General features: G+C 57.7%; 15 protein-coding genes. 6 read left to right on the top strand and 9 right to left on the bottom strand.

Features of this window, described 5'->3' with window-relative positions; genetic code table 11:
• Positions 1 to 52: 52 nt before the first annotated feature.
• From VXL81_RS15750 to VXL81_RS15760, 3 genes are all read right to left on the bottom strand, one after another.
• Positions 53 to 2,332 (bottom strand): hypothetical protein, encoded by a 2,280-nt coding sequence (locus tag VXL81_RS15750; protein ID WP_416555066.1) that lies wholly within the window; start codon positions 2,330 to 2,332, stop codon positions 53 to 55.
• A complete protein-coding gene (locus VXL81_RS15755; RefSeq protein WP_416555068.1) occupies positions 2,329 to 3,081 on the bottom strand; it encodes a Tn7 transposase TnsA N-terminal domain-containing protein in 753 nt (250 codons plus the stop codon). The genes VXL81_RS15750 and VXL81_RS15755 overlap by 4 nt, the downstream gene beginning before the upstream one ends.
• A gap of 527 nt (positions 3,082 to 3,608) precedes the next feature.
• Positions 3,609 to 4,211 carry a transposase gene (locus VXL81_RS15760; RefSeq protein ID WP_416555070.1) on the bottom strand — a complete coding sequence of 201 codons (603 nt, stop codon included), beginning with the start codon at positions 4,209 to 4,211 and terminating at the stop codon, positions 3,609 to 3,611.
• Positions 4,212 to 5,588: 1,377 nt separating this feature from the next.
• Between VXL81_RS15760 and VXL81_RS15765 the strand changes: the two genes are divergently transcribed.
• Positions 5,589 to 6,815 (top strand): AAA family ATPase, encoded by a 1,227-nt coding sequence (locus VXL81_RS15765; protein WP_416555072.1) that lies wholly within the window; start codon positions 5,589 to 5,591, stop codon positions 6,813 to 6,815.
• Between the two features lie 842 nt (positions 6,816 to 7,657).
• Here the strand turns inward: VXL81_RS15765 and VXL81_RS15770 are convergent.
• Complete coding sequence (locus tag VXL81_RS15770; protein ID WP_416555074.1) at positions 7,658 to 8,539, bottom strand: MBL fold metallo-hydrolase; 882 nt, start codon at positions 8,537 to 8,539, stop codon at positions 7,658 to 7,660.
• An 83-nt stretch (positions 8,540 to 8,622) separates the two neighbouring features.
• Positions 8,623 to 10,062, bottom strand: coding sequence for an aminotransferase class V-fold PLP-dependent enzyme (locus tag VXL81_RS15775; protein ID WP_416555076.1), 1,440 nt, complete (start codon positions 10,060 to 10,062; stop codon positions 8,623 to 8,625).
• A gap of 92 nt (positions 10,063 to 10,154) precedes the next feature.
• Here VXL81_RS15775 and VXL81_RS15780 point away from each other — a divergent pair, with 92 nt between their 5' ends.
• The gene (locus tag VXL81_RS15780) at positions 10,155 to 10,619 is read left to right on the top strand and encodes an Lrp/AsnC family transcriptional regulator (RefSeq protein ID WP_416555078.1); all 465 of its coding nucleotides are present in this window, start codon (positions 10,155 to 10,157) and stop codon (positions 10,617 to 10,619) included.
• Between the two features lie 149 nt (positions 10,620 to 10,768).
• On the opposite strand, the gene VXL81_RS15785 is transcribed toward VXL81_RS15780, so the two are convergent.
• Together VXL81_RS15785 and VXL81_RS15790 are read right to left on the bottom strand one after the other, a co-directional pair.
• Complete coding sequence (locus tag VXL81_RS15785) at positions 10,769 to 12,292, bottom strand: NAD(P)-binding domain-containing protein (RefSeq protein ID WP_416555080.1); 1,524 nt, start codon at positions 12,290 to 12,292, stop codon at positions 10,769 to 10,771.
• Between the two features lie 337 nt (positions 12,293 to 12,629).
• Positions 12,630 to 13,538 carry a LysR family transcriptional regulator gene (locus VXL81_RS15790; RefSeq protein WP_416545704.1) on the bottom strand — a complete coding sequence of 303 codons (909 nt, stop codon included), beginning with the start codon at positions 13,536 to 13,538 and terminating at the stop codon, positions 12,630 to 12,632.
• A 99-nt stretch (positions 13,539 to 13,637) separates the two neighbouring features.
• Between VXL81_RS15790 and VXL81_RS15795 the strand changes: the two genes are divergently transcribed.
• Together VXL81_RS15795 and VXL81_RS15800 are read left to right on the top strand one after the other, a co-directional pair.
• Positions 13,638 to 14,318, top strand: coding sequence for a cupin domain-containing protein (locus tag VXL81_RS15795; RefSeq protein ID WP_416555082.1), 681 nt, complete (start codon positions 13,638 to 13,640; stop codon positions 14,316 to 14,318).
• Complete coding sequence (locus VXL81_RS15800) at positions 14,275 to 15,435, top strand: flavin monoamine oxidase family protein (RefSeq protein WP_416549054.1); 1,161 nt, start codon at positions 14,275 to 14,277, stop codon at positions 15,433 to 15,435. Before VXL81_RS15795 ends, VXL81_RS15800 begins: the two co-directional genes overlap by 44 nt.
• A 155-nt stretch (positions 15,436 to 15,590) precedes the next feature.
• Here the strand turns inward: VXL81_RS15800 and VXL81_RS15805 are convergent, their stop codons facing one another.
• Both VXL81_RS15805 and VXL81_RS15810 read right to left on the bottom strand, forming a co-directional pair.
• Positions 15,591 to 16,808: an adenylate/guanylate cyclase domain-containing protein gene (locus tag VXL81_RS15805; protein ID WP_416555084.1), complete on the bottom strand. Its 1,218-nt coding sequence runs from the start codon at positions 16,806 to 16,808 to the stop codon at positions 15,591 to 15,593.
• Positions 16,809 to 16,908: 100 nt separating this feature from the next.
• Complete coding sequence (locus VXL81_RS15810) at positions 16,909 to 17,310, bottom strand: rhodanese-like domain-containing protein (RefSeq protein ID WP_416545779.1); 402 nt, start codon at positions 17,308 to 17,310, stop codon at positions 16,909 to 16,911.
• A gap of 166 nt (positions 17,311 to 17,476) precedes the next feature.
• On the opposite strand from VXL81_RS15810, the gene VXL81_RS15815 reads away from it, so the two are divergent.
• Positions 17,477 to 17,794 carry an ArsR/SmtB family transcription factor gene (locus tag VXL81_RS15815; RefSeq protein WP_259997277.1) on the top strand — a complete coding sequence of 106 codons (318 nt, stop codon included), beginning with the start codon at positions 17,477 to 17,479 and terminating at the stop codon, positions 17,792 to 17,794.
• 55 nt (positions 17,795 to 17,849) lie between these two features.
• The gene (locus VXL81_RS15820) at positions 17,850 to 18,899 is read left to right on the top strand and encodes a permease (RefSeq protein ID WP_416555086.1); all 1,050 of its coding nucleotides are present in this window, start codon (positions 17,850 to 17,852) and stop codon (positions 18,897 to 18,899) included.
• The last annotated feature ends 93 nt before the right edge of the window (positions 18,900 to 18,992 follow it).

Below are 18,992 nucleotides of genomic sequence, written 5' to 3' on the forward strand. Positions count from 1 at the left end.
TTGTAGAGCAGCTATTGCCTCGGATTCCTTGTGTTTTTACGGTGGCGGGAAGTTATGAGAACTCACCGCCATGATTTGGGCGCCCTAGGCGGCGGGGCTTCTTCGTACGTTGAGAAGACCGCTCGACCGGAGTCTGTTGGGACGTGATGTCGGCCGGCGGCAATGACGCGGGCGGCGTCGGTTCCTGATCGATCACCTGGGCATTGCCAATGGGCAGAACACCTGGACCTGAGTCGCAATTCGCCAAGCTGCCAGGAGCAACGGTGTTCGATGGCACTGGGGTTGACACAATGCGTGAGGCCGAGAAGAGAACGCGCGCCTTGGCTTTTGCCTCCTCGATCGTGACGTAGCTGCGCGGCAATCGCCGCTCCACACCAATTTTCTTCAGTAGCTCAAACCTTTCGATCCGAACTTTCGCGATCCGATCTTCGTAGAGGGCAGTCGTTTCAGGATCTTCACGCCGATAGCTTTCCATCAGTTCCAAGAACTCTGAGACTGTGAGGTCGGCGAAAACCGTGGTCTGGAGGGCAAGGCGAAACAGGGTCGATCGCCCGGGAATTACCGCGGTGGCAAAGTTGAGGTTGTCGGGGTCGATAAAAACCGACACCTTGCCTGGCCAATTATCGACTTCTTGCTGGAAGGTATCGGAGGAGTAGAAAAGACCTGAGAGAACCCGTACACCCTCGTCGTTGGGTTTCAGATCAAATTTCCAGCCGAGGTGGACGCGGCGCCGATCCTCATCAGCAATTTTAAAAATCCCGCGAGTTGCGTTGATCTCCTTATAGACTTCGGCGGGCCGCCTGCCGCCCATGCCTACCCCCATGTGCCGAAGAGAAGGATACTCGTCGATGAAGAACTTGGTGAGGATTTCGTACAGGAGATCGACGTCCAGCACGCCGGCAGCGTTCGCATCGTACCCGGGCAGTTCGCCTGGCTTGCGACCTGTGTATCCATGCAAGAGTTTGAACAGCATCGACTCCGTGGTGCCGAACATGCGCTCGACGTAGGGTTTGTCCGCTGCCGCATGAGTGCGAACATCAGTTATTGCTGCGCCGACGCCCAGAAGAGCTGTCTTTACTACCGAATTCCTCAGACCAGAGCCGTTGTCATTGCGTACCATGCCCAACGACAGGGCTGGCATGGGATCGCCCTCGCACCCGTAGATGCGCTTTTCCCGGGTCTTGTCGCGCGTCGCCATCCGTAAAAGCTGAAGCGTCGCCTCGGCCTTAGGCTGGTCGCTGATGACCCACGCAAGCGGCATCCGGGTCGCAACATCCAACAAGACGAGGATGCAGAAGCGGCGGCGAATTTCCTTGTCCGCCCACTCCATCGCTGATTGCAAGTTTTCAGAAAGGCAGTGCCAGTATCCCTTGGTTTTTGCCGAGGTTACAAGAGAAGGCTTGCATTCGTCCATTTCGCAGAACTCTGCGATCATCAGGGCGCGGAGGTCGGTACTGCCACGTCCGCGCTTGTTGCGGACGAAGCGCTCCCCTTTCGTGGCGACGAGATACTCGGTCGGGGTCAGGAGTTCTTTGCGATGCCTGACCAGTGCCATCTGCGAGGGAACGGAAAGGGCATTCAACTGGTTCAGCGCCCGGGTCTCGTTTTCCCGAGTCACGAGCGCTTCCAGGTGGGCGAGAACATTCGCAGGCGCCCTCCCTTTAAGATCGAGACCCATCTCTTCCCAAGCCTGCGTCATCAGCTCCTTCAGGCGCCAAGGCAGCCGGGATGTTTCATTACCCTTGAGATGGTCTAGAGTTGCTAGTGCAGCAATCGGATCGTCGTCGTCCGGCAATGCCTCAAAGATGTCGTGGTACTTTTTGAGTGTACGCCCCTTATAGAGGAACCAGGCCTTCTGGCAGCCGCCCTTGATCTTGCGTGTACCGAGGTGAACGCGTTCTCCAAAAATTGCCTCAACGATCGGACGAATAAACTTCCGGTTTTCAACCTTGTCGAGTTCTCGGATTGAGAGCCTGAATGTCTTGCGGCCTTCAATCGCAATGCGTTGGGTCTGGAGCTGCCGGACCGCGATACAAATGGCGTAGTGGAACCGGCCGTATTTTTGCTGGTCTTCCGACAGCTGAGCCGCGACCGATAGCCCTTTCAGCCGCAACGAGGCACTTCCTTGGGGAGTGATGCCGGGGTTCTCAAAAGTCATTGCCCCGGATCTGGCGAGTTCTGCCAACTCCGCAAACCCCATGATGTTGACACCGCCAGTGATCGGCTCGGCAAGCTCGTAGCCCGTGTCACTGACCTTCGACACCACCAATTCACGCCCGTGCAGAGAGATTTCCGTTCCCGTGGGGAAGTTATATCTCGGTGCGACAGTCACTGGGCCACTACAATACGGGACCACTCAGCGATTACATTGTCGAGATTAGCGACAAGCTTTCTGCGGGCAATCAGGCGGTAGCAGGAGCGGAAGACACAGGATTGCGGAAGATTGATTTGGGGAAACAGATCACGCATAAGCCATAGCCTTGTGTGGTTGCGAGCTATCCACAGGACTATGTCATCGGTCTCATCATCCGGCTGCTGGATTGCTTCATGCAGCCGGAACAGATTCTCCCGCCGCTGGCGCGAATAGTCACCCGCGTTCACAACGATCATGTCATCTGCTGCATCTCGAGGTGTTGCCGCCCTGATCGCCTCGATGTCGCGCCATGTTTGCGGCTTCGACAGGCTATCGCTGTTCCGCACAAAGATAAGCCGCCGGCGTCCATCGACAAAAGTTGCAAGGAGGTCGTGGGTATACCGCCTTTTCTTGCCAAACGCGTTTGTGTACGGGACGGTGAGGGGCTGAAAGCGCAGATCATGGAGATCTGGGGCTATGAGCAATTCATGCGCAGATGCAACCTCTGCGGCGCTCTCCCCGATTCCCACTTTGGGCTTGTAGCCATTCGCGGCGGTTCGGTAGGTAACCCAGACCCGATGGGCGACGGAGCTTCGGAAGCTCGGCGTGCGCTTGCCGTCGAAGGGCAAAACGCCATGGATGTTGCCCAGAGTGATCTTGGACTGCCGGGGCAGTTTTGCCGGTGAGTGGTTCCAGCTGTCGTGGTCGATGACCTGATCGGAAGGCATAATTTCTCCATTCGCCGAAAACCGAGGAATCGACGTTCTGTACTTGGCCCCTTTTCGGGAAGAGCCGGATTGTTTGCGATTGAGATGAATGCCCTGGATGGGTGAGCATTCACGGGGACTGCGTTGGATGTCCTTTGCTGAACACTTTGGACACTGCAGCTTGGTGACAACGGCCCAAATTAGGAAGGGCACGCCCAGCTTCCACTATGCGCCCTGCAGGCTCGTGTTCTGCTTTCTACTTATGCGCATCGGTTGGTGAGGTACTCCTTTCAGGTCAGACGCAGCTACGACACATGTTAACAGGGTCGGCGAAATCCCACATGAGCGCCGAAATGTCAATAAACATGTTTATTTTCAAGGGCTTAACTTGGAAATCAAGCGCCTGTCATTTTTTCGCAAATTATTTCAAGGGTAGGTTCCTCTCGCGCAAGCCTGCTGTCTTGTGGTTGCAAACGTAGAATAGCAACGCGCATTGGAGCTGGGAACCAGGCCGGCTGACGCGGCTGTGGATCCGCTATCTCGTTAACTCAATAAGGCGGCACGGTGGGCGCGTGTGCAGCAGCGCACTCTTCGCTTCGGGATAGGACTTGGTTGTAGACCCAAAGGTATTCTGCGGTGCGGTCTTTGCGGATGATGGCTGGGGTTGAATGGGGAGCTTCCGAGAGGATACAACTTCCAATCAATCCGCCTTGGGGTAGCCCCAAATCGACCAGGAGATTTTTCTTCATCTTGAAAGTGGCGGCGTAGCTAATCCCGAGCTCATCCTTCAAGCTGTGGCCGGTCGGGTAACCCAACTTGAGACTATTCGCATTGTGCCAAATCAGAATCTCGGCGGCGCGAAACCAGTTCTGGAGGGTCACATGGCTTCGATGCAAAACGCTGCCGACCTGAGGGGAAAATTGGTAAAGGCAACTCTTGCAGCAGAAAATCTTCCGCTTCTCCAAGTGGCCGGTTTGCTTGCTGCCGCACTTCGGACACTGAACGCCGTTGGGCCAACGTGCCGCAATCAGCCGGTCCCGACAAGCCGTCTCTGTGGGCCAAGTTACCCGTACCCCGAGCTCGGGCAGACGCAAGTACAGCTGCATCCAATGAAGGCGTTTCGTTTCCTCTGGTGTCAAGTCTTTGCGCATGCCGCAGATGGCTAAGGAAACTCAGTGGCCGTGCCAACCGAATTCCATCCAAGCGAGGGAACAGCGACCGCTGATTACATAGTCGCATTGGCAGGCCTGCTGCTTATTGCGGCACTACAGGAAGTTCCGAAGCGGCCAGACCGGTTTTCGAGGGGACCTCGCAGCGCCGCCAGTCGACTATTTACCATACGGCTGTCCAAGCAGGTTTGTGCTTCTCGAAGTTTGTGCCCGCTGCAGCGACAAATTCGATCGATCACAAACCTCCTCGAACCTTCTTGGGCGCGTTTCATTACCGCATATGTTGAGCGCGGAACCCCCTCGAAGTGGCAATTACGATCCAGGCGAGGTTGTTGGGCAAAGTGTCTCAGAGGCATGATGCGGGTCACTTCTTTTGTTTTTGCCGATCCAAGTTATTGCCTTTATGCATAAATAACAAAGGCATATCTCCGTTTCGCAGTCACCCATGCCGATGTTGCGTACCGATTATTCAAGGACTCAGGCACAAGTCGTTCTCAGCAGCAGGTCTGGAATCTGCTATTCGATCCAGCACATGGTTTCCATGAGTGAAAGCGAAACTGCTGACAGCATCCAGCGGAAGAATGTCTGCGAAAAGCCACCCCCCGTCCTTTCCTTGGCAGCTCACCACCAGGTTTGCGGCGTGCGAAAACTGAAACTTGCTCGCCGCCAGGGAGCACCACCGGTAGCTGGCGAGCAAGTAGGAATGCGAAATTTCGAACCTCGCTTCCTTTTGCGCCGATACTTCTCAAATCTCTGCACGCGCCGTGACGCCAATGAAAGTGGAGACGATCCTGGCTGCCAGAAGGACTGTCCGGATCAGCCAGGAGCAGCGCCGGAATTTGCGAAAAACTGATAAAAAACAAATGCATAGACTCGCCCCGCCAAATCCGCCACAAACCGGAGCACTACCGAATCAAAGTGGATTGGGCACACAGCGATGTTACGTTGTTCCACCCGCAACAGTCTCAAGAAGGGAGAGGGACGTGTCTGAGAAGGACAACTGCATTGCCGAGGATGCGCTGCGTATCATGGAAGCCCACTCTAAGGATTTTCGGCGGCCGCCCTGGAGCATCAAGAAGACGAACGTGGCCTGCGACTTCACCTCTGGCGGTGGATGGCACCCACTGTTTGAGTGCTTGAGCACGGACGTGGCGTAGATCATTCGTGGAGACGGTCTGACCGGTGTTATCAATTCCGATCCCGGTGCGCCGACTGGCTGAAGTTTCAGGTCTGGGATGGCTAATGTCTTGTGCAGATCATGAAATCGCTGAATGGCAAGCGCTTAGCTTGGCCGAAACCGCAAGCCGGGCCCGAAACATTGAGCAAAGTCCAGTTCAACGCACTTTTCGAAGAGGTCGATTGGACCCAGGTGACAGCATCAAACAGCCGCAAGCCCGTGTTCCTGTAAACCCAACAGCCAATCCTTTGTTCAGCGGCTGGAGCCTTCCCAGCGAACAGGCCAATTTTGCCAAAGGTTTTCCCCTGATGTCCCGCATCCCCTTTATCGAAGCCCGTTTTTTCAGCCCGGAGGACACCACCTACTCGCTGGAAAAACGGTTCGTGCAGCACCTGCGCGACCTGCGAAGCCGGAAGCTGCCAGATACCAGCGCTGGTGCGGAGGGCGAAGACAGCGGTGAAAGAGCCGCAAGGCGCCGCCACTCCACCAGCCCCAGCGAACAGGACAGAGCGCGGATCAAACGCCGTGTTGATCTTCTTCTTGAGCGCCGGAAGGCAGCTTCCGGCATGGGGCATCTCAGCCGGGAGCACCGGGAGCGGCTCTCTGTATTTCGGGATGGCGTCAGGCTGGTTGCGATCGCTACCGAACACCTGGCTGATGAACTGGCGGCTGAACTGCATGGGGAAATGCCCTGGATGGCTCCGGCGACGGAAGCCGTGTGGCATGCGATGCGCCGGTCCGTACGCGAAGGGTGGCCGGGCCTGCGTCTGCCGCCCATGCTTCTGGATGGGCCGCCCGGAATCGGTAAGAGCCACTGGGCGCGGCGCCTTGGACAGTTGCTCACAGTCCCAACAGCCGTTGTTGAAGCTACCAGCGAGAACGCGTCGTTCGGCGTAGTCGGGTCGCAGCGGGGCTGGGGCAGTGCGTATCCGGGGCGCGTGCTGGAAACCATTCTGCAGGCGGGCGTAGCAAACCCGATCCTTGTCGTGGATGAAGTGGAAAAGGCCGGGAAGGCTACGTCCAATAAGGGCCATACTTTTGGTCTGGCTGAGGCGCTCTTGCCGTTGCTCGAACCCATGACCGCGAAACGCTGGAATTGCCCTTACTATCAGGTGAAGTTCGACATGAGCTGGGTGGGCTGGGTGCTGACGTCCAACAATTACCGCCTGTTGCCTGAACCGCTTCTCAGCAGATGCCCGCCTGTCCGGTTGCGCGAGCTCACACGTGCGGAATTAAGTGATTTTGTGCGGCGGGAAGGCGCTAAACGGCATCTTTCGTCTATTGCGGTCCAAGTTGTTACCGAAGCTGTTGACCGCACATGCCAATATGGGATGCGCATCGACCTCCGGATTGCATCCCGGCTGCTCCAGCGTGCTGAAGACCTGGAACGTCGACCTGTCTGTCATTGACCGTTGAAACTTTGGCCTGGTGCGGAAAAAGAACGTTGAAGAAGTCTCGGGTTCGTTCGTTTGGGTCGAAGGGCTCAATTCGCAGGCCGCGAAATTTGGAAAATCCTACAAGGCACGCCTGGTTGTCGCCTTAAGTCTGGCCGAACGAGGCAGCGCTACTGTTGCATTGCCGCCGTTCGTGCATTCTGCTTCATTTCTGGAGACTGAAGAACCGCACTGCGGGAGGAAGCCGGCTTTTGCTCCTGCGGCTACTGCTGACGCTGAAAACCCTCGCTACTGCAGCGCGAAACTTTCGGCAGCGCTGCGATCTTCCCCATTGCGGTCGTTTGGGAGGGAAACCGATAGTCTCTACAGATGCGAAGTGCATAGCGCTAAACTGCTCATGTTCAGAGATTTCCAACGAGTAGCTTCAGATAGGCAATGAGCCCGGCGCCTAGGGAAAGAAATGGGACGGCAGTTGCGGATAGATGGTTCTCAGACGTGTTCAGAGTCCGGCCATCTTTTTGTAGAGCGGTCGCGTGAGGAGATGAGCACCGCTCGCTCTGTTCGTCTGCCGTCCCAGGTGGCTCCGCCTTGTTGATCCCCAAACCAGGCGGAGCAGCCTGCGTGACATTTCTGGTCAGTTAAGCTTCCTGATTTGCCCGGGAGTCAGCCGGGCAAGGTAACTTTCCAGTTCACGCTTGACGATTGGTGTCAGGCGCGCCGGGCGCCTGTCTTGAAGCTTCGCCACCATCACAGCAGGCGGTTACTTTCACTTTGTGCCTCCGTGATTGTGTTTCCGGGACAATTAACCGCGGACAGATGAAGCGCGGTCCAGGGCATTGAAGTTCGGGTATTGGGGCCTACAGCTTGTTCAAAGGCACCTTCAAAACCTGATCGCCGGTTTCATTGGAGGGAACGACACCGGCTTTCATGTTGACCTGAATGGATGGGATTATCAGCGATGGCATGGCCAGTTGCGCGTCACGCCGGGTTCTCAGTTCGACAAAAACCTCGCGGGACTTGCCTTCTCCGACGTGGATGTTGTGGGCCTTTTGTTCTGCGACAGTGGTTTCCCATTGGATATCCCTGCCATTGGGCCCGTAGTCATGGCACATAAACAAGCGGGTCTCATCGGGGAGGGCCAGGAGTTTTTGAATGGAGTCATAGAGAATGCCCGCATCGCCACCGGGAAAATCGGCCCGGGCAGAACCGCCGTCCGGCATGAACAGCGTGTCACCCACAAAAGCCGCATTTCCGGTGATGTGCGTCATGCACGCGGGCGTGTGGCCCGGTGTGCTGATTGCTGTGACTTTCAGCCTGCCGATGGAGTAGCTGTCACCGTCGGCGAAGAGCCGGTCGAACTGGCTGCCGTCGCGCTGAAACTCAGTGCCTTCATTGAACAGTTTGCCAAAAGTGTGCTGAACTACAGAGATGTTTTCACCGATCCCTATCCGGCCGCCCAGTTTTCCCTGGATGTACGGAGCCGCGGATAGATGATCTGCATGCACATGGGTTTCGATGATCCACTCAAGGAGGAGGTCATGCTCCTGAATGAAATCGATGATCTTGTCAGCGCTTTGATAAGATGTCCGGCCCGCCGCATAGTCGATGTCCAGGACAGAATCGAAAACGGCACAGGACTGTGATCCTGGATCACGCACAACGTAGCTGATCGTGTTTGTCACCGGATCGAAGAAGGAATGAACCTCGGGATTAGTACTGAGGCCGGATCGCTCTTGCATCAGAATGTCCTCGCGCTGGTTTCGGGATGGCGCTGGCGGCGGTTTCAGAACCGGCCGCCAAGTCAGGTTCAGGCACTTTTACCTCAGGCGACCTCGAGCTCATCATTGTCGATGGCAAAGCGCGCAGTCTTGGGGTCCGCCTTGAATCTTGCTTCCAGTTCCTCGAGGCGGCCCGTCAGTTCATTGACGCAGTCGATGATGAAGTTCACTTTTTCATCGCTCATCAGATAGCTGAAGTTGAGGCGTACCCAACCGGGTTTTTCCAGTTCATTGCCCTGCTGCAGCGAGCAAAACAGCTCTTCGGATTTTTCTGAGTCGATGTTGAGGAGGTAATGCGCGTACGGGCCGGCACAGGCACAGCCGCCGCGGACCTGGATACCGTAAACGTCGCTCAGCATGCGTGTGAACAGCTGATGATGGAACCTTGTTCCGTCCTTGCGTTTGACCAGGAATGAGAAGATCGGCAGGTGGTTTTCGTGTTCAGTTCCAAGTAAAACCAGTTGCGGGTTCTTGCGCCAGGCATCGATTGCCATCTTGTTCATTTCCGCCTCGCGCGCGGAAATGAACTGTTGGGTGATCACGTCTTTGACCACAAAGGCAAGTGCTGCGCGGATGTCGCCGACAACATTGGGTGTACCTGCTTCTTCCCGGGAAGCAAGGCTGCTGGTGTAGTGATGTTTCAAGGGCAAAACGAAAGTGACGGTGCCGCCGCCAGGCCAGGTTGGCACATCACTTACGACAGCGTTGTCGCGCATGATCAGCACACCGGTTGCGCCGGGGCCGCCGGGGAACTTATGCGGCGAGACCACAACCGCATCTTTCCGGCAGTCGGGCGCGGGGTTCATGTCGATTGGCAGATAGGGCGCTCCGCCAGCGTAGTCCCAGACGGCAAGCGCGCCATGCTTTTTCAGGAGCCGGGTCATGTCGTCCGGCTGTGTGATCACGCCCGTCACGTTGGACGCCGCCGAAAAGCTGCCGATCTTCACATCCGCATCCTGATGCTCGATCAGCGCGGCTTCGAGCACAGCCAGATTGGGGCCGCCCTCGGGGTTTTCCGGCACCTCGATAACGGTTGCATTGCTTTCGCGCCAGGGCAGGATGTTCGAGTTATGCTCGTATGGGCCAATGAACACGACAGCCTTTTTTGCCTTGTTCACCCCGACCAGTGCCACCAGCCGGTTCAGGCCCGCGGTGGCGCCGGAGCCGGTGAAAACAACCGAACAGCCATCATCTGCATTGGTCAGGCGGGAAATTTCGGCCCGCCCGGCGGCGCGAAGACGGGTGATGTACTGGCCGCAATAGGAGGCTTCGGTATGGCTGTTGGCGTAAAAGGGCAGGACATGCTCCCGCACGTAGTCCTCGACCTGGGACAAGGCCCGGCCGGAGGCGACATAATCGGCATAGGTGAGCTCAACGTCTCCGAACAGGCCGGGAATCCTGGCGCCGTCGCCGATGACGCCTTCACGCACCGATTTCACAACATCACCGGTCTTCAGCGAGTCTCTAAAAATTTCCATGGTCATGACGGCACCTCCTAAGTGAAGATTACTCACGGAGGCGTCAGGTTTTGATCTTTTCATTGCGCTGTTCGAATAAATTTGCAGATTATGACAACATGGCGGGCAAGAAATTAGATCAGAAAGACAGGGAAATCCTGAACGCGCTGCAGGAGGACGGTTCGCTGCCGCAGCGGGAGCTGGCTGAAAAAGTCGGCCTGTCCCAGAATGCCTGCTGGCGCCGCCTGCAGAGCCTGACCGAGGCCGGAGTTATCAGCGGGTCGACGGTGAAGCTGGACCGCAGAAAAGTCGGGATGGAGCTTGTTGTCTTTGTGCTCATCCGGACGCGCCACCATTCTGCCGATTGGCTGAAAGAGCTGCGCCGGACGGTTATGAACATTCCCGAAGTGGTGGATTTCTTCCGGATCAGCGGCGACTATGATTACATGGCCAAGGTGATAACAGCGGACATGAACAGCTATGACCGCGTGTATCAGCGGCTCATTTCCTCGGTGGAGCTGGATTCGGTCACATCCTATTTTTCGATGGAGACCATTGCCGAGCAGCGGCCCCTGAGGCTGTAGTGGGGACCGGAAATTACGGGGTTTCGGTCCCTGCAATTCACTCACGGCGCACCGGTTACGTTTCAGCTTGGCGGTGGCGCTGCTTTCCTGAAAAGTTCTGTGCCGGGCAAGGCATCAGCCTCGCCCGGCTGCCTGAGTGGTAGAGTGTGTTAGGTGCAGCAGTTTGCCTGCTTTGCTTCCGCTTCAGGTTCTTGAGACGAGCCGCAGCAGCCAGAGGATACGGTGGCTGCGTTTTCACTTTTCCCAGATGACCCGCAGCATCCTGCCGCATTTTCTTGCGCGGGGCTGTAGTTGCTGGCGGAGTCCGGACTGCTGTCCTCGCTTCCGCAGCAGCTGGATGCTTGCTGCTGCGGGGCACCATAGATTCTGGCGGGATCCGGATCGGCTTCCAGTTTGCCGCCGCAGTTGAATTCTGCGCCGTCTTCTCCAATGCAGCAGGCAGGCGCGATCTGCTCAAGCGGCATCTCTGTGACAACTCCAGCCAGAGAGTCGGTGATTGAGTGGACTTGGGCATAGCCGGTCCGCATCAAGAAGGTCGGGGCCCGTCCATAGGACTTCATGCCGACAATGAAGAAATTCTTGTCCGGGTGGGACAGCTCCTCCACGCCATGAGCAGGAACAGAGCCGCATGAGTGAAGGTTCGGGTCAATCATCGGGGCAAGGAGGCGCGGGGATTCAACCACATCGTCAAGATCCAGCCGCAACTCGCGCAAGATGTCCAGATCAGCGCTGAAGCCGGTATTCACCACGATCCGGTCCACTGAAATCTCGCGGGGCTGGCCGGCGACCATGAGAGATACATTCAACTTGCCGTCTGCTTTTGTTATGCGTTCGACGCGCATCGGTGCAAGCAGCTCCAGTGAGCCGGCATCGATGGCTTCTTTTGCCGCTGTGCCCAAGGCCGCACGCTCAGGCAGTTCCTTGTTCAGGCCGACACTCGACAACAGTTTTTCCATTGTGTTGTGCCGAAGCCCCCAGAAAATCTGGGTGCTAGGATTGCCGCGGCGTAACTGCAGCAAATCGAGAACAACATTTGTTGCGGAATGCCCGCCGCCCAGAACCAGGGTTGATTTGCCATCATACAGCTTCCGGTCTGCACCGAGCGTATCCGGAATTGCATGGAAGATGTGAGTTTTGGCTTCCTCTTCCCCGGGAACCGGAAGCCCATCGGCGCCGATGGGGTTCGGATTTGACCAAGTTCCGGACGCATCAATGACGGCGCCAGCTTCGAGAACATGACGCACTCCATCAGCCGTCACATAGTGAACGCTGAACGGGGCATTATCGCGGCCTCTGGAGACTGACTTGCTCAGGCCGCGTTTTGAAACCGCGATAACTTCCGCACCGAAATTTATGTGGTCTTTTAGCAGGGTGATGGATGTTGCCGGGATCAGGTACTGGTCGACAAACTCCTGGCCTGTCGGGACGCTTTCCGCATCCGGCTGTGTCCATCCCGCATCGTCAAGCAGGGTTGTTACGGAGGGGTCAGTCATGAGCTGCCAAGGGGTGAACACGCGGACGTGGCCCCATTCCTGGATAGCGCGGCCCGCTGAATTGCCTTTCTCCAGGACAATAGGTGTCAGGCCTTTTTGTAGCAGCTGAGCTGCCGCTGCTATCCCAACAGGTCCAGCGCCAATGATGGCCACGACGTTGTCATTCTGTGTTTGCTTCATTATATTTCCTCGATGCATCGATCATCAAAGTTTCGGGTTAAAAAACCCCACTAAGCATTTGCCTGACAGGAGCATACCTGCAGGCAGTGAGACATTTATTTCCGTTCAGCAAAGGAGACTTGGGAATCTTACTGCCCTTTCTCTTTTGCCGAATAGACTTGCGATTGCAGCCAGACATACGCATTGATCATCGATGCATCAAGTGGGAAGCTCAAAAATGCGAAGAATACAGCTTGCCGACCCCACTAGCCGCCTGGTCAGCAGCTGCGTACTCTCACAGTGAATTGCAGAAGGTTACTGAACTGAAACCAGCGGTGCAGCATCAATGGGCCCGACCCTAGAAGCCATCCTTTGTCCTGGCCCCGGGGAATTTGCGGGCCAGTTTCAAGAAGCCGGCCACATAGTCGATGCCGGCGTCTGGCTGCCGCAAACCCACATTGATGCTTTTGGAAAGCCCTGGTTTTCCGATCCTCACAGCCTTGACGGGAAGGCCTGCCCCGGTTTCGATGATCAGCCAGTCCGGTAAAACCGCCAGTCCGCGCCCCGCGGCAACAAGGTGGAGCGTCAGGTCGATGCTTTCTATTTCCACACGCCGCCTGGGGCGGCAGCCGGCCGGGATCAAGAAGCGCGTGTAGATGTCGAGCCGGTCCATGCTGACAGGTACGGAAATAAGTGTCTGATCAGTCAAGCTTGCAGGTTCGACTGCGGATTGCGCTGCCAGGGGATGATCGTGCGGCACCGCAAGCATGATCTCGTAGTCAAAAACCGGTTCAAACAAAAGCCCTGGCCTGGCCACCGGATCGGGGGTGATCAGCAGGTCAATTTCGTGCGTTTCCAGTGCTGCAATGCCGTCGAAACGGAATTCCGTGCGGATCTCCAGTTCCACGTCCGGCCATGCCGCCAGGTAAGGCGCGGTGACCTGCATCAGCCATCTCTCGCAAGGATGGCATTCCATGCCGACCCGGAGGACCCCGCGCCGCCCGGTTGCCATACCGGCCAGAACGGTTTCAGCATGTTCCAGCTCCGGAACAATGCGGTCGGCCAAATCAAGAAGATAGGATCCTGCCAGCGTGAACTCCAAGCTGCGGCCCTTTTTGCGCCAGAACTTTACCTGGTGAAACTTCTCCAGCTTGGCAACTGCATGGCTGACTGCCGACTGGCTGAGGCTCAGACGGTCTGCTGCTGCCGTGACGCTGCCCGCCCGGCGCACTTCGCGGAGAATGGCTAGATGATACCGGTCAAGCACTATGAGCATCCTGCATTGATTGATGAATTCATGCCATTTCTGTTCATGAATTGGCAGTGCTATCCACAGTCACAGAGCTGAAAGGAAAAGGACCCCGCCATGCGCATCAATGCAGAACTGGACCAGCCAGTTACCGTTCACGCCTCCTCCCTTGATTGGACCCCGAGCCCGGCGGCTGGAGTAGAGCGCAAGATGCTGTACCGCGAAGGCGGTGAGGTTGCGCGGGCGACGTCCATCGTCCGTTATGCGCCGGGAAGCGCCTTTCCTGCACATGTTCACAGCGGCGGCGAGGAAATCCTGGTGCTATACGGGACCTTTCAGGACGAGCACGGGGATTACCCGGCAGGCACCTATTTTCGTAACCCGCCAGGAACCTCTCACAGCCCTGCCGCGGTTGACGGCTGTACGATTTTTGTCCGCCTCTGGCAGTTCCGGGATGGGGATGCGGCACAGATTGTCCGTGTGCCAGGGGAGGGCGGTCCTGGTGAAGCACGTCAGGGTGTGAAATTGTCAAACACCCTTTTCGAGGACGGTGCAGAACGCGTCATGCTGGAAGAATGGGAGCCGGGCGTTGCTGTTGCAGTTGAAAACACGCGCGGGCTGGAACTGCTGGTGCTAAAGGGAGAGCTTTCGGTGAGAGGAAAATGTCTGAAGGAACAGAGCTGGCTGCGGCTGCCGGCCGGTCACGGCATTGATGCCCAAACAGGGGATGCCGGCGCAACCGTCTGGATCAAGGATGCGCCGTTGCAGCATCCGGACGTATTGCAATTGCCTGCCTGATCAAGCGCGCGAATGGGGTACGAAGACACTGATGGACACCAAAGTTGCGATCATTGGCGGCGGCCTAGCCGGCCTTAACGCCGCCCGTCTCTTGGATCAGGCCGGTATTGATTACCAGCTCTTTGAAGCACGGGACCGGCTGGGCGGGCGCATTCTGACTGTGAACGAAGCAGGCAGCACCGATGAGGATGGTTTCGATCTGGGGCCATCCTGGTTCTGGCCGCGGATGCAGCCAGCAATCGGCAGCCTGATAGAGGAGCTGGGGCTGCCGAGTTTTGCCCAGCGTGCGGAGGGCGACGTGATATTCGAACGCATGTCGCGCGAGCCTGCGCTGCGCTACCCTGGGGGGCGCCAGGAGCCGGTATCCAGGCGCCTTGAAGGGGGAACAGGCTCGCTGGTCCGTGCCATTGAAGGCTTGCTGGCGGGTGATCGGGTTCACCGGGGCGCGCGTGTTGCTGGCCTGTGCTTGCTGGACAATGGGGTGGAGCTGACAATTCAATTCCAGGATGGTGCCGGGCATAAGGTCAAGGCTAGTCACGTCATTGCCGCGCTGCCGCCGCGCGTGCTTGCATCATCCGTGCGGTTTACGCCTGATCTGGAAGAAAATGACCGGCGGCTATGGGACAGCACGCCAACATGGATGGCGCCCCATGCCAAGTTCCTGGCGGTATATCAGCAACCGTTCTGGCTGGAAGCGGGGCTCAGCGGAACGGTACAGAGCATGGTCGGTCCGATGGCGGAAATACACGACGCCACCACCGCTTCGGGCAAGGCAGCTCTCTTCGGCTTCATTGGAATCGGAGCCCGGCAAAGGGCGCAGATGGGGGACAGCCGGCTCAAGCAGGATTGCCTGTTGCAGCTTGTGCGCATTTTCGGCGAAAGGGCGGCTGTGCCGCAGACCGCGCTTATCAAGGACTGGGCAGCTGATCCGCTGACAGCGGCTCCCGCAGATCTGGACAATAGCGGGCACCCAGCGGGCGCATCCGCTTGGGTTAACGGCCCTTGGCAAGGGCGCCTGACGCTGGGCGGCAGCGAAAGCAGTCCCAAAGAGGCCGGGTATCTGGCTGGAGCGGTAGAATCTTCCGGGCTAGCTGCACAGGCTGTGCTGGAAGCATGAGAAAAGCGTTCTGGCGTCAGTGGTGCGGAATGAATGAGGCCTGACCCTATCAGGCAGTCAGAAATCCTGCACATATTCACCCAGCCGCATGCCCTGCACGAAAGTTGCGGGGCTAGGGAGGCTCGCAAGGTTGCCTGCGTCAGCGAAATTTAAAGTCAGCAGAGAAGGGTTCCAAAACTCTCCAGCGAAAACAACTCCTTGGGTTCCCGCACGCCGCGCAGTTCATGGCTGCCGAGGCTGGAAAGCTTTATGCTTTCAACGGTGAGGCTCCGCGCGAAGGCTTCGGAAATTACAATGTCCCGGTTCAATTTGCGGCACATGCCCTCTATGCGTGACAATTCGTTCACCGCAGGTCCGGTAACAGTAAAGTCGAGACGGTTTGGCGAGCCCACATTTCCATAATGGACTTCTCCCAGGTGGAGGCCAAGGTATAGGCCGGTTGCGGGCAGGCCTCTGTCCCGTCTTGCAGTTGTCAGCCTGGTGATTTGCCGCCTGAGATGTTCGGCCGCATGGGCTGCGGCACAGGTGCTGAGCGCATCGCTGCCTTTGTCGAAAACTGCGAGCACCCCGTCGCCCATGAATTTGAGGATATTGCCACCGTACCTGTGGACACTGTCTACCACGCATTCAAAATAATCGTTGACCATATTCAATAGCTGGTCGCGCGGAACCTCGTCGGAAATCTTGGTGAATCCTTGCAAGTCAGACGACCAAAGTGCCGCCTGTATGCTCTGTCCTGCACCTCTTTCGATCTGACCGTTGAAAACTGTTTCGGCTGCATTTTTCCCAAGATAGGCCCGGACAACATTACGGCCGATCTGCTGGTTGGATGAGGTCTTGATCACCAGGGCGAGCGTTTGCGCGATCCGCTTGATCACCTCCAGATGCCAGTCTTCAAAGCCGCCCGGCCGGTCGGTTGCCCAGGATGTCAAAAAAATGCGGGCAGGACCCAGGCTCATTCCCGTTCCCAAGGAGATCCGCAACGCGAAATAGTCCGTTCCGCCGTCCTGCTGCAGTTTTTCCAGCAAGGGGAAACAGCCGTATCCGCTAATTCCGAAGAGCGGGTATCTCAGGCTATCAGCCTTCTGGTAGATCAGTTTGTAGAAAGGAGTGCGGGAAAAATCGGTTCCGGCTTCTTGAGACGCGCGCAGCCAGCTTTCTGTCTTAATACCGCCTCCATCCCGGGTCCAGAGATGCAGATAGCCACCGATTGTCGGGTGCAGCACTGGCTGAGAGGCATTGAATCTGACAAGGGGCACACCCGCTTCAAGCAAACGCCTGCAAGCGCGTTCAAGCACCGAAGCCTCACCAAATTCGCTGAGTGCATCCTCAACAATTGCATGGGCGATACGGGAGATCTTTTCTTCAGTCATTTGACAGCTCCGGCTTGCCTGGTTCTTGGGCCGATCGGCATTCAGGCCCTGAGGGGGGCACATCTGTGCTCCCCCGGTGAACGCATCCGCAGGTCCGGGCTCAGCCGTTGGAAGCCTGCACGGGCCCGTCCTGCTTGACCCATTCATCAAATCCGCCGGCCATATGCATGACCGGGGACATGCCCATATCCATCGCCAGTTTGGCCGCCAAAGCGGAACGGCCGGCAGCGGCGCAGTAGAACACATAGGTCTTGTCCTGGTTGAAAACGGGTTTGTGGTGCGGGCTGTCTGGGGCGATCTGAAACTCCATAGTGCCGCGTGAGCAATGAACGGCGCCGGGGATAAGCCCGGTCCGCTGCACTTCAGTGCCATCGCGAATATCAACGAACACGTAGTTGCCGTCGGCGTATTTCTCCTTTGCTTCGTCAATCGGCATGACGGCAACCACGCTGTTTGCTTCAGTCATCAAGTCCTTAAGGCCTTTGACAAATTTCTGGGCCATGATCGTCTCTTTCATTGTTGATGTTTGGTCGGCTTGTGCTTTTGCCGGCTGCTATTTTCTCGCACCCCGTTGCTTTCTGAGCCCTCGAAAGTGCGTTCATCCTTACGGTTAGAGGAATTTCACCGACTCATATTGACAAAACCGGGTTATTAGTTATTTTCGTCTCATGACTATTTCAAGCTCTAACGCACGCGCTCTTGCCGCCCTCGGTCACGACGCCCGCCTGGCCATCTTCCGTCTGCTTGTCAAAGCCGGGGAGGACGGGCTGCGGGTCGGCGACATCGCCGAACATCTGGGCCTGGCGGCCTCCACCCTTGCGCACCACCTTTCGACGCTGGTCGATGCCAGGCTGGTGGTGCAGGAAAAGCGCGGGCGCGAAGTGTACAACCGGGTTGACTATCCCGTCATGCTGTCTGTCGTGAACTTTCTGACGTCGGAATGCTGCGCGGGTGTGACCCTGACGGCAAAGGAGGAGACCGCTTGAGACGCAGGCGGCCTTTTCTTGGATTAAAAGAAACTACAAAACTGGTGGTTTGGAAATGACTAGCGCAACCGAAAACACCCCGAGGCCCGGCGCTGCCGCCTGGCAGTTCGCCAAGGACCAGCGCGTCTGGGCGGCCTCCGCGGCCATCCTTCTGCTGCTCGCTCTGTTCGACCCGGCGCAATCCGCAGACAGCGCAGCCTTCGCCGGTGCGGCCCTGGCCCATACGGCGCCATACCTGCTTTTTTCAATTGCCGTCGCGGCCTGGGCCGGGGCAACCGGCGCAGACAACCTGGTGGCAAAGGCCTTCACCGGTTCGCCGCTCCTGATGATCGCCCTGGGTGCGGTGGCTGGCGGGTTGTCGCCGTTCTGCTCCTGCGGAGTGATCCCGCTGATCGCAGCGCTTCTAGCGATGGGAGTGCCGCTGTCAGCCGTCATGGCGTTCTGGCTGGCCTCGCCGATCATGGACCCCTCGATGTTCTTCCTGACCGCCGGCGTGCTGGGTGCCGAATTTGCCGTGGCCAAAACCCTTGCGGCCGTTGGCCTGGGTCTGTTCGGCGGCCTCACAGTCCATCTGCTGAGCCACGGCGGCGCTCTGCAAGACCCGCTGCGCGACGGTGTCGGCAACGGCGGCTGCGGCGGCTCGAAAATGCGTGCGCCCAGGCCGGTGGTCTGGAAATTCTGGCACGAGGCGGAGCGCCGGGCAAAATTCGCCACGACAGCCTGGACCACAACCCTGTTCCTGGCCAAATGGCTGCTGCTGGCTTTTATCCTGGAAAGCCTGATGCTGGCCTGGGTTCCGGCAGAGACCGTGACCTCCACGCTGGGCGGTGAAGGCCTGCTGCCGATTGTCACCGCAACGCTGGTCGGTGTGCCTGCCTATCTGAATGGCTATGCGGCGCTGCCGCTGGTCGGTGGCCTGATCGAGCAAGGCATGGCGCCGGGAGCTGGTCTTGCCTTCCTGGTGGCCGGTGGCGTCACCTCGATCCCTGCCGCCATGGCCGTTTGGGCCCTGGCAAAACCCAAGGTCTTTGCCCTCTACCTCGGCCTGTCGCTTTCCGGCGCCTTTGCCGTGGGCCTGCTCTACCAGTTCTGGCACGCAGTCTGATCTACTACCGGCCCGGGCGCAGCCTCCGCCCGGGCCGGGCCACGCGCACCATGCGTAAAGCCGGCCGCAAGGCTTCAATAGAAGGAGGAAACT

The sequence above is a fragment of the Phaeobacter sp. JH204B genome (assembly GCF_048055755.1).
GTDB lineage: Bacteria > Pseudomonadota > Alphaproteobacteria > Rhodobacterales > Rhodobacteraceae > Phaeobacter > Phaeobacter bryozoorum.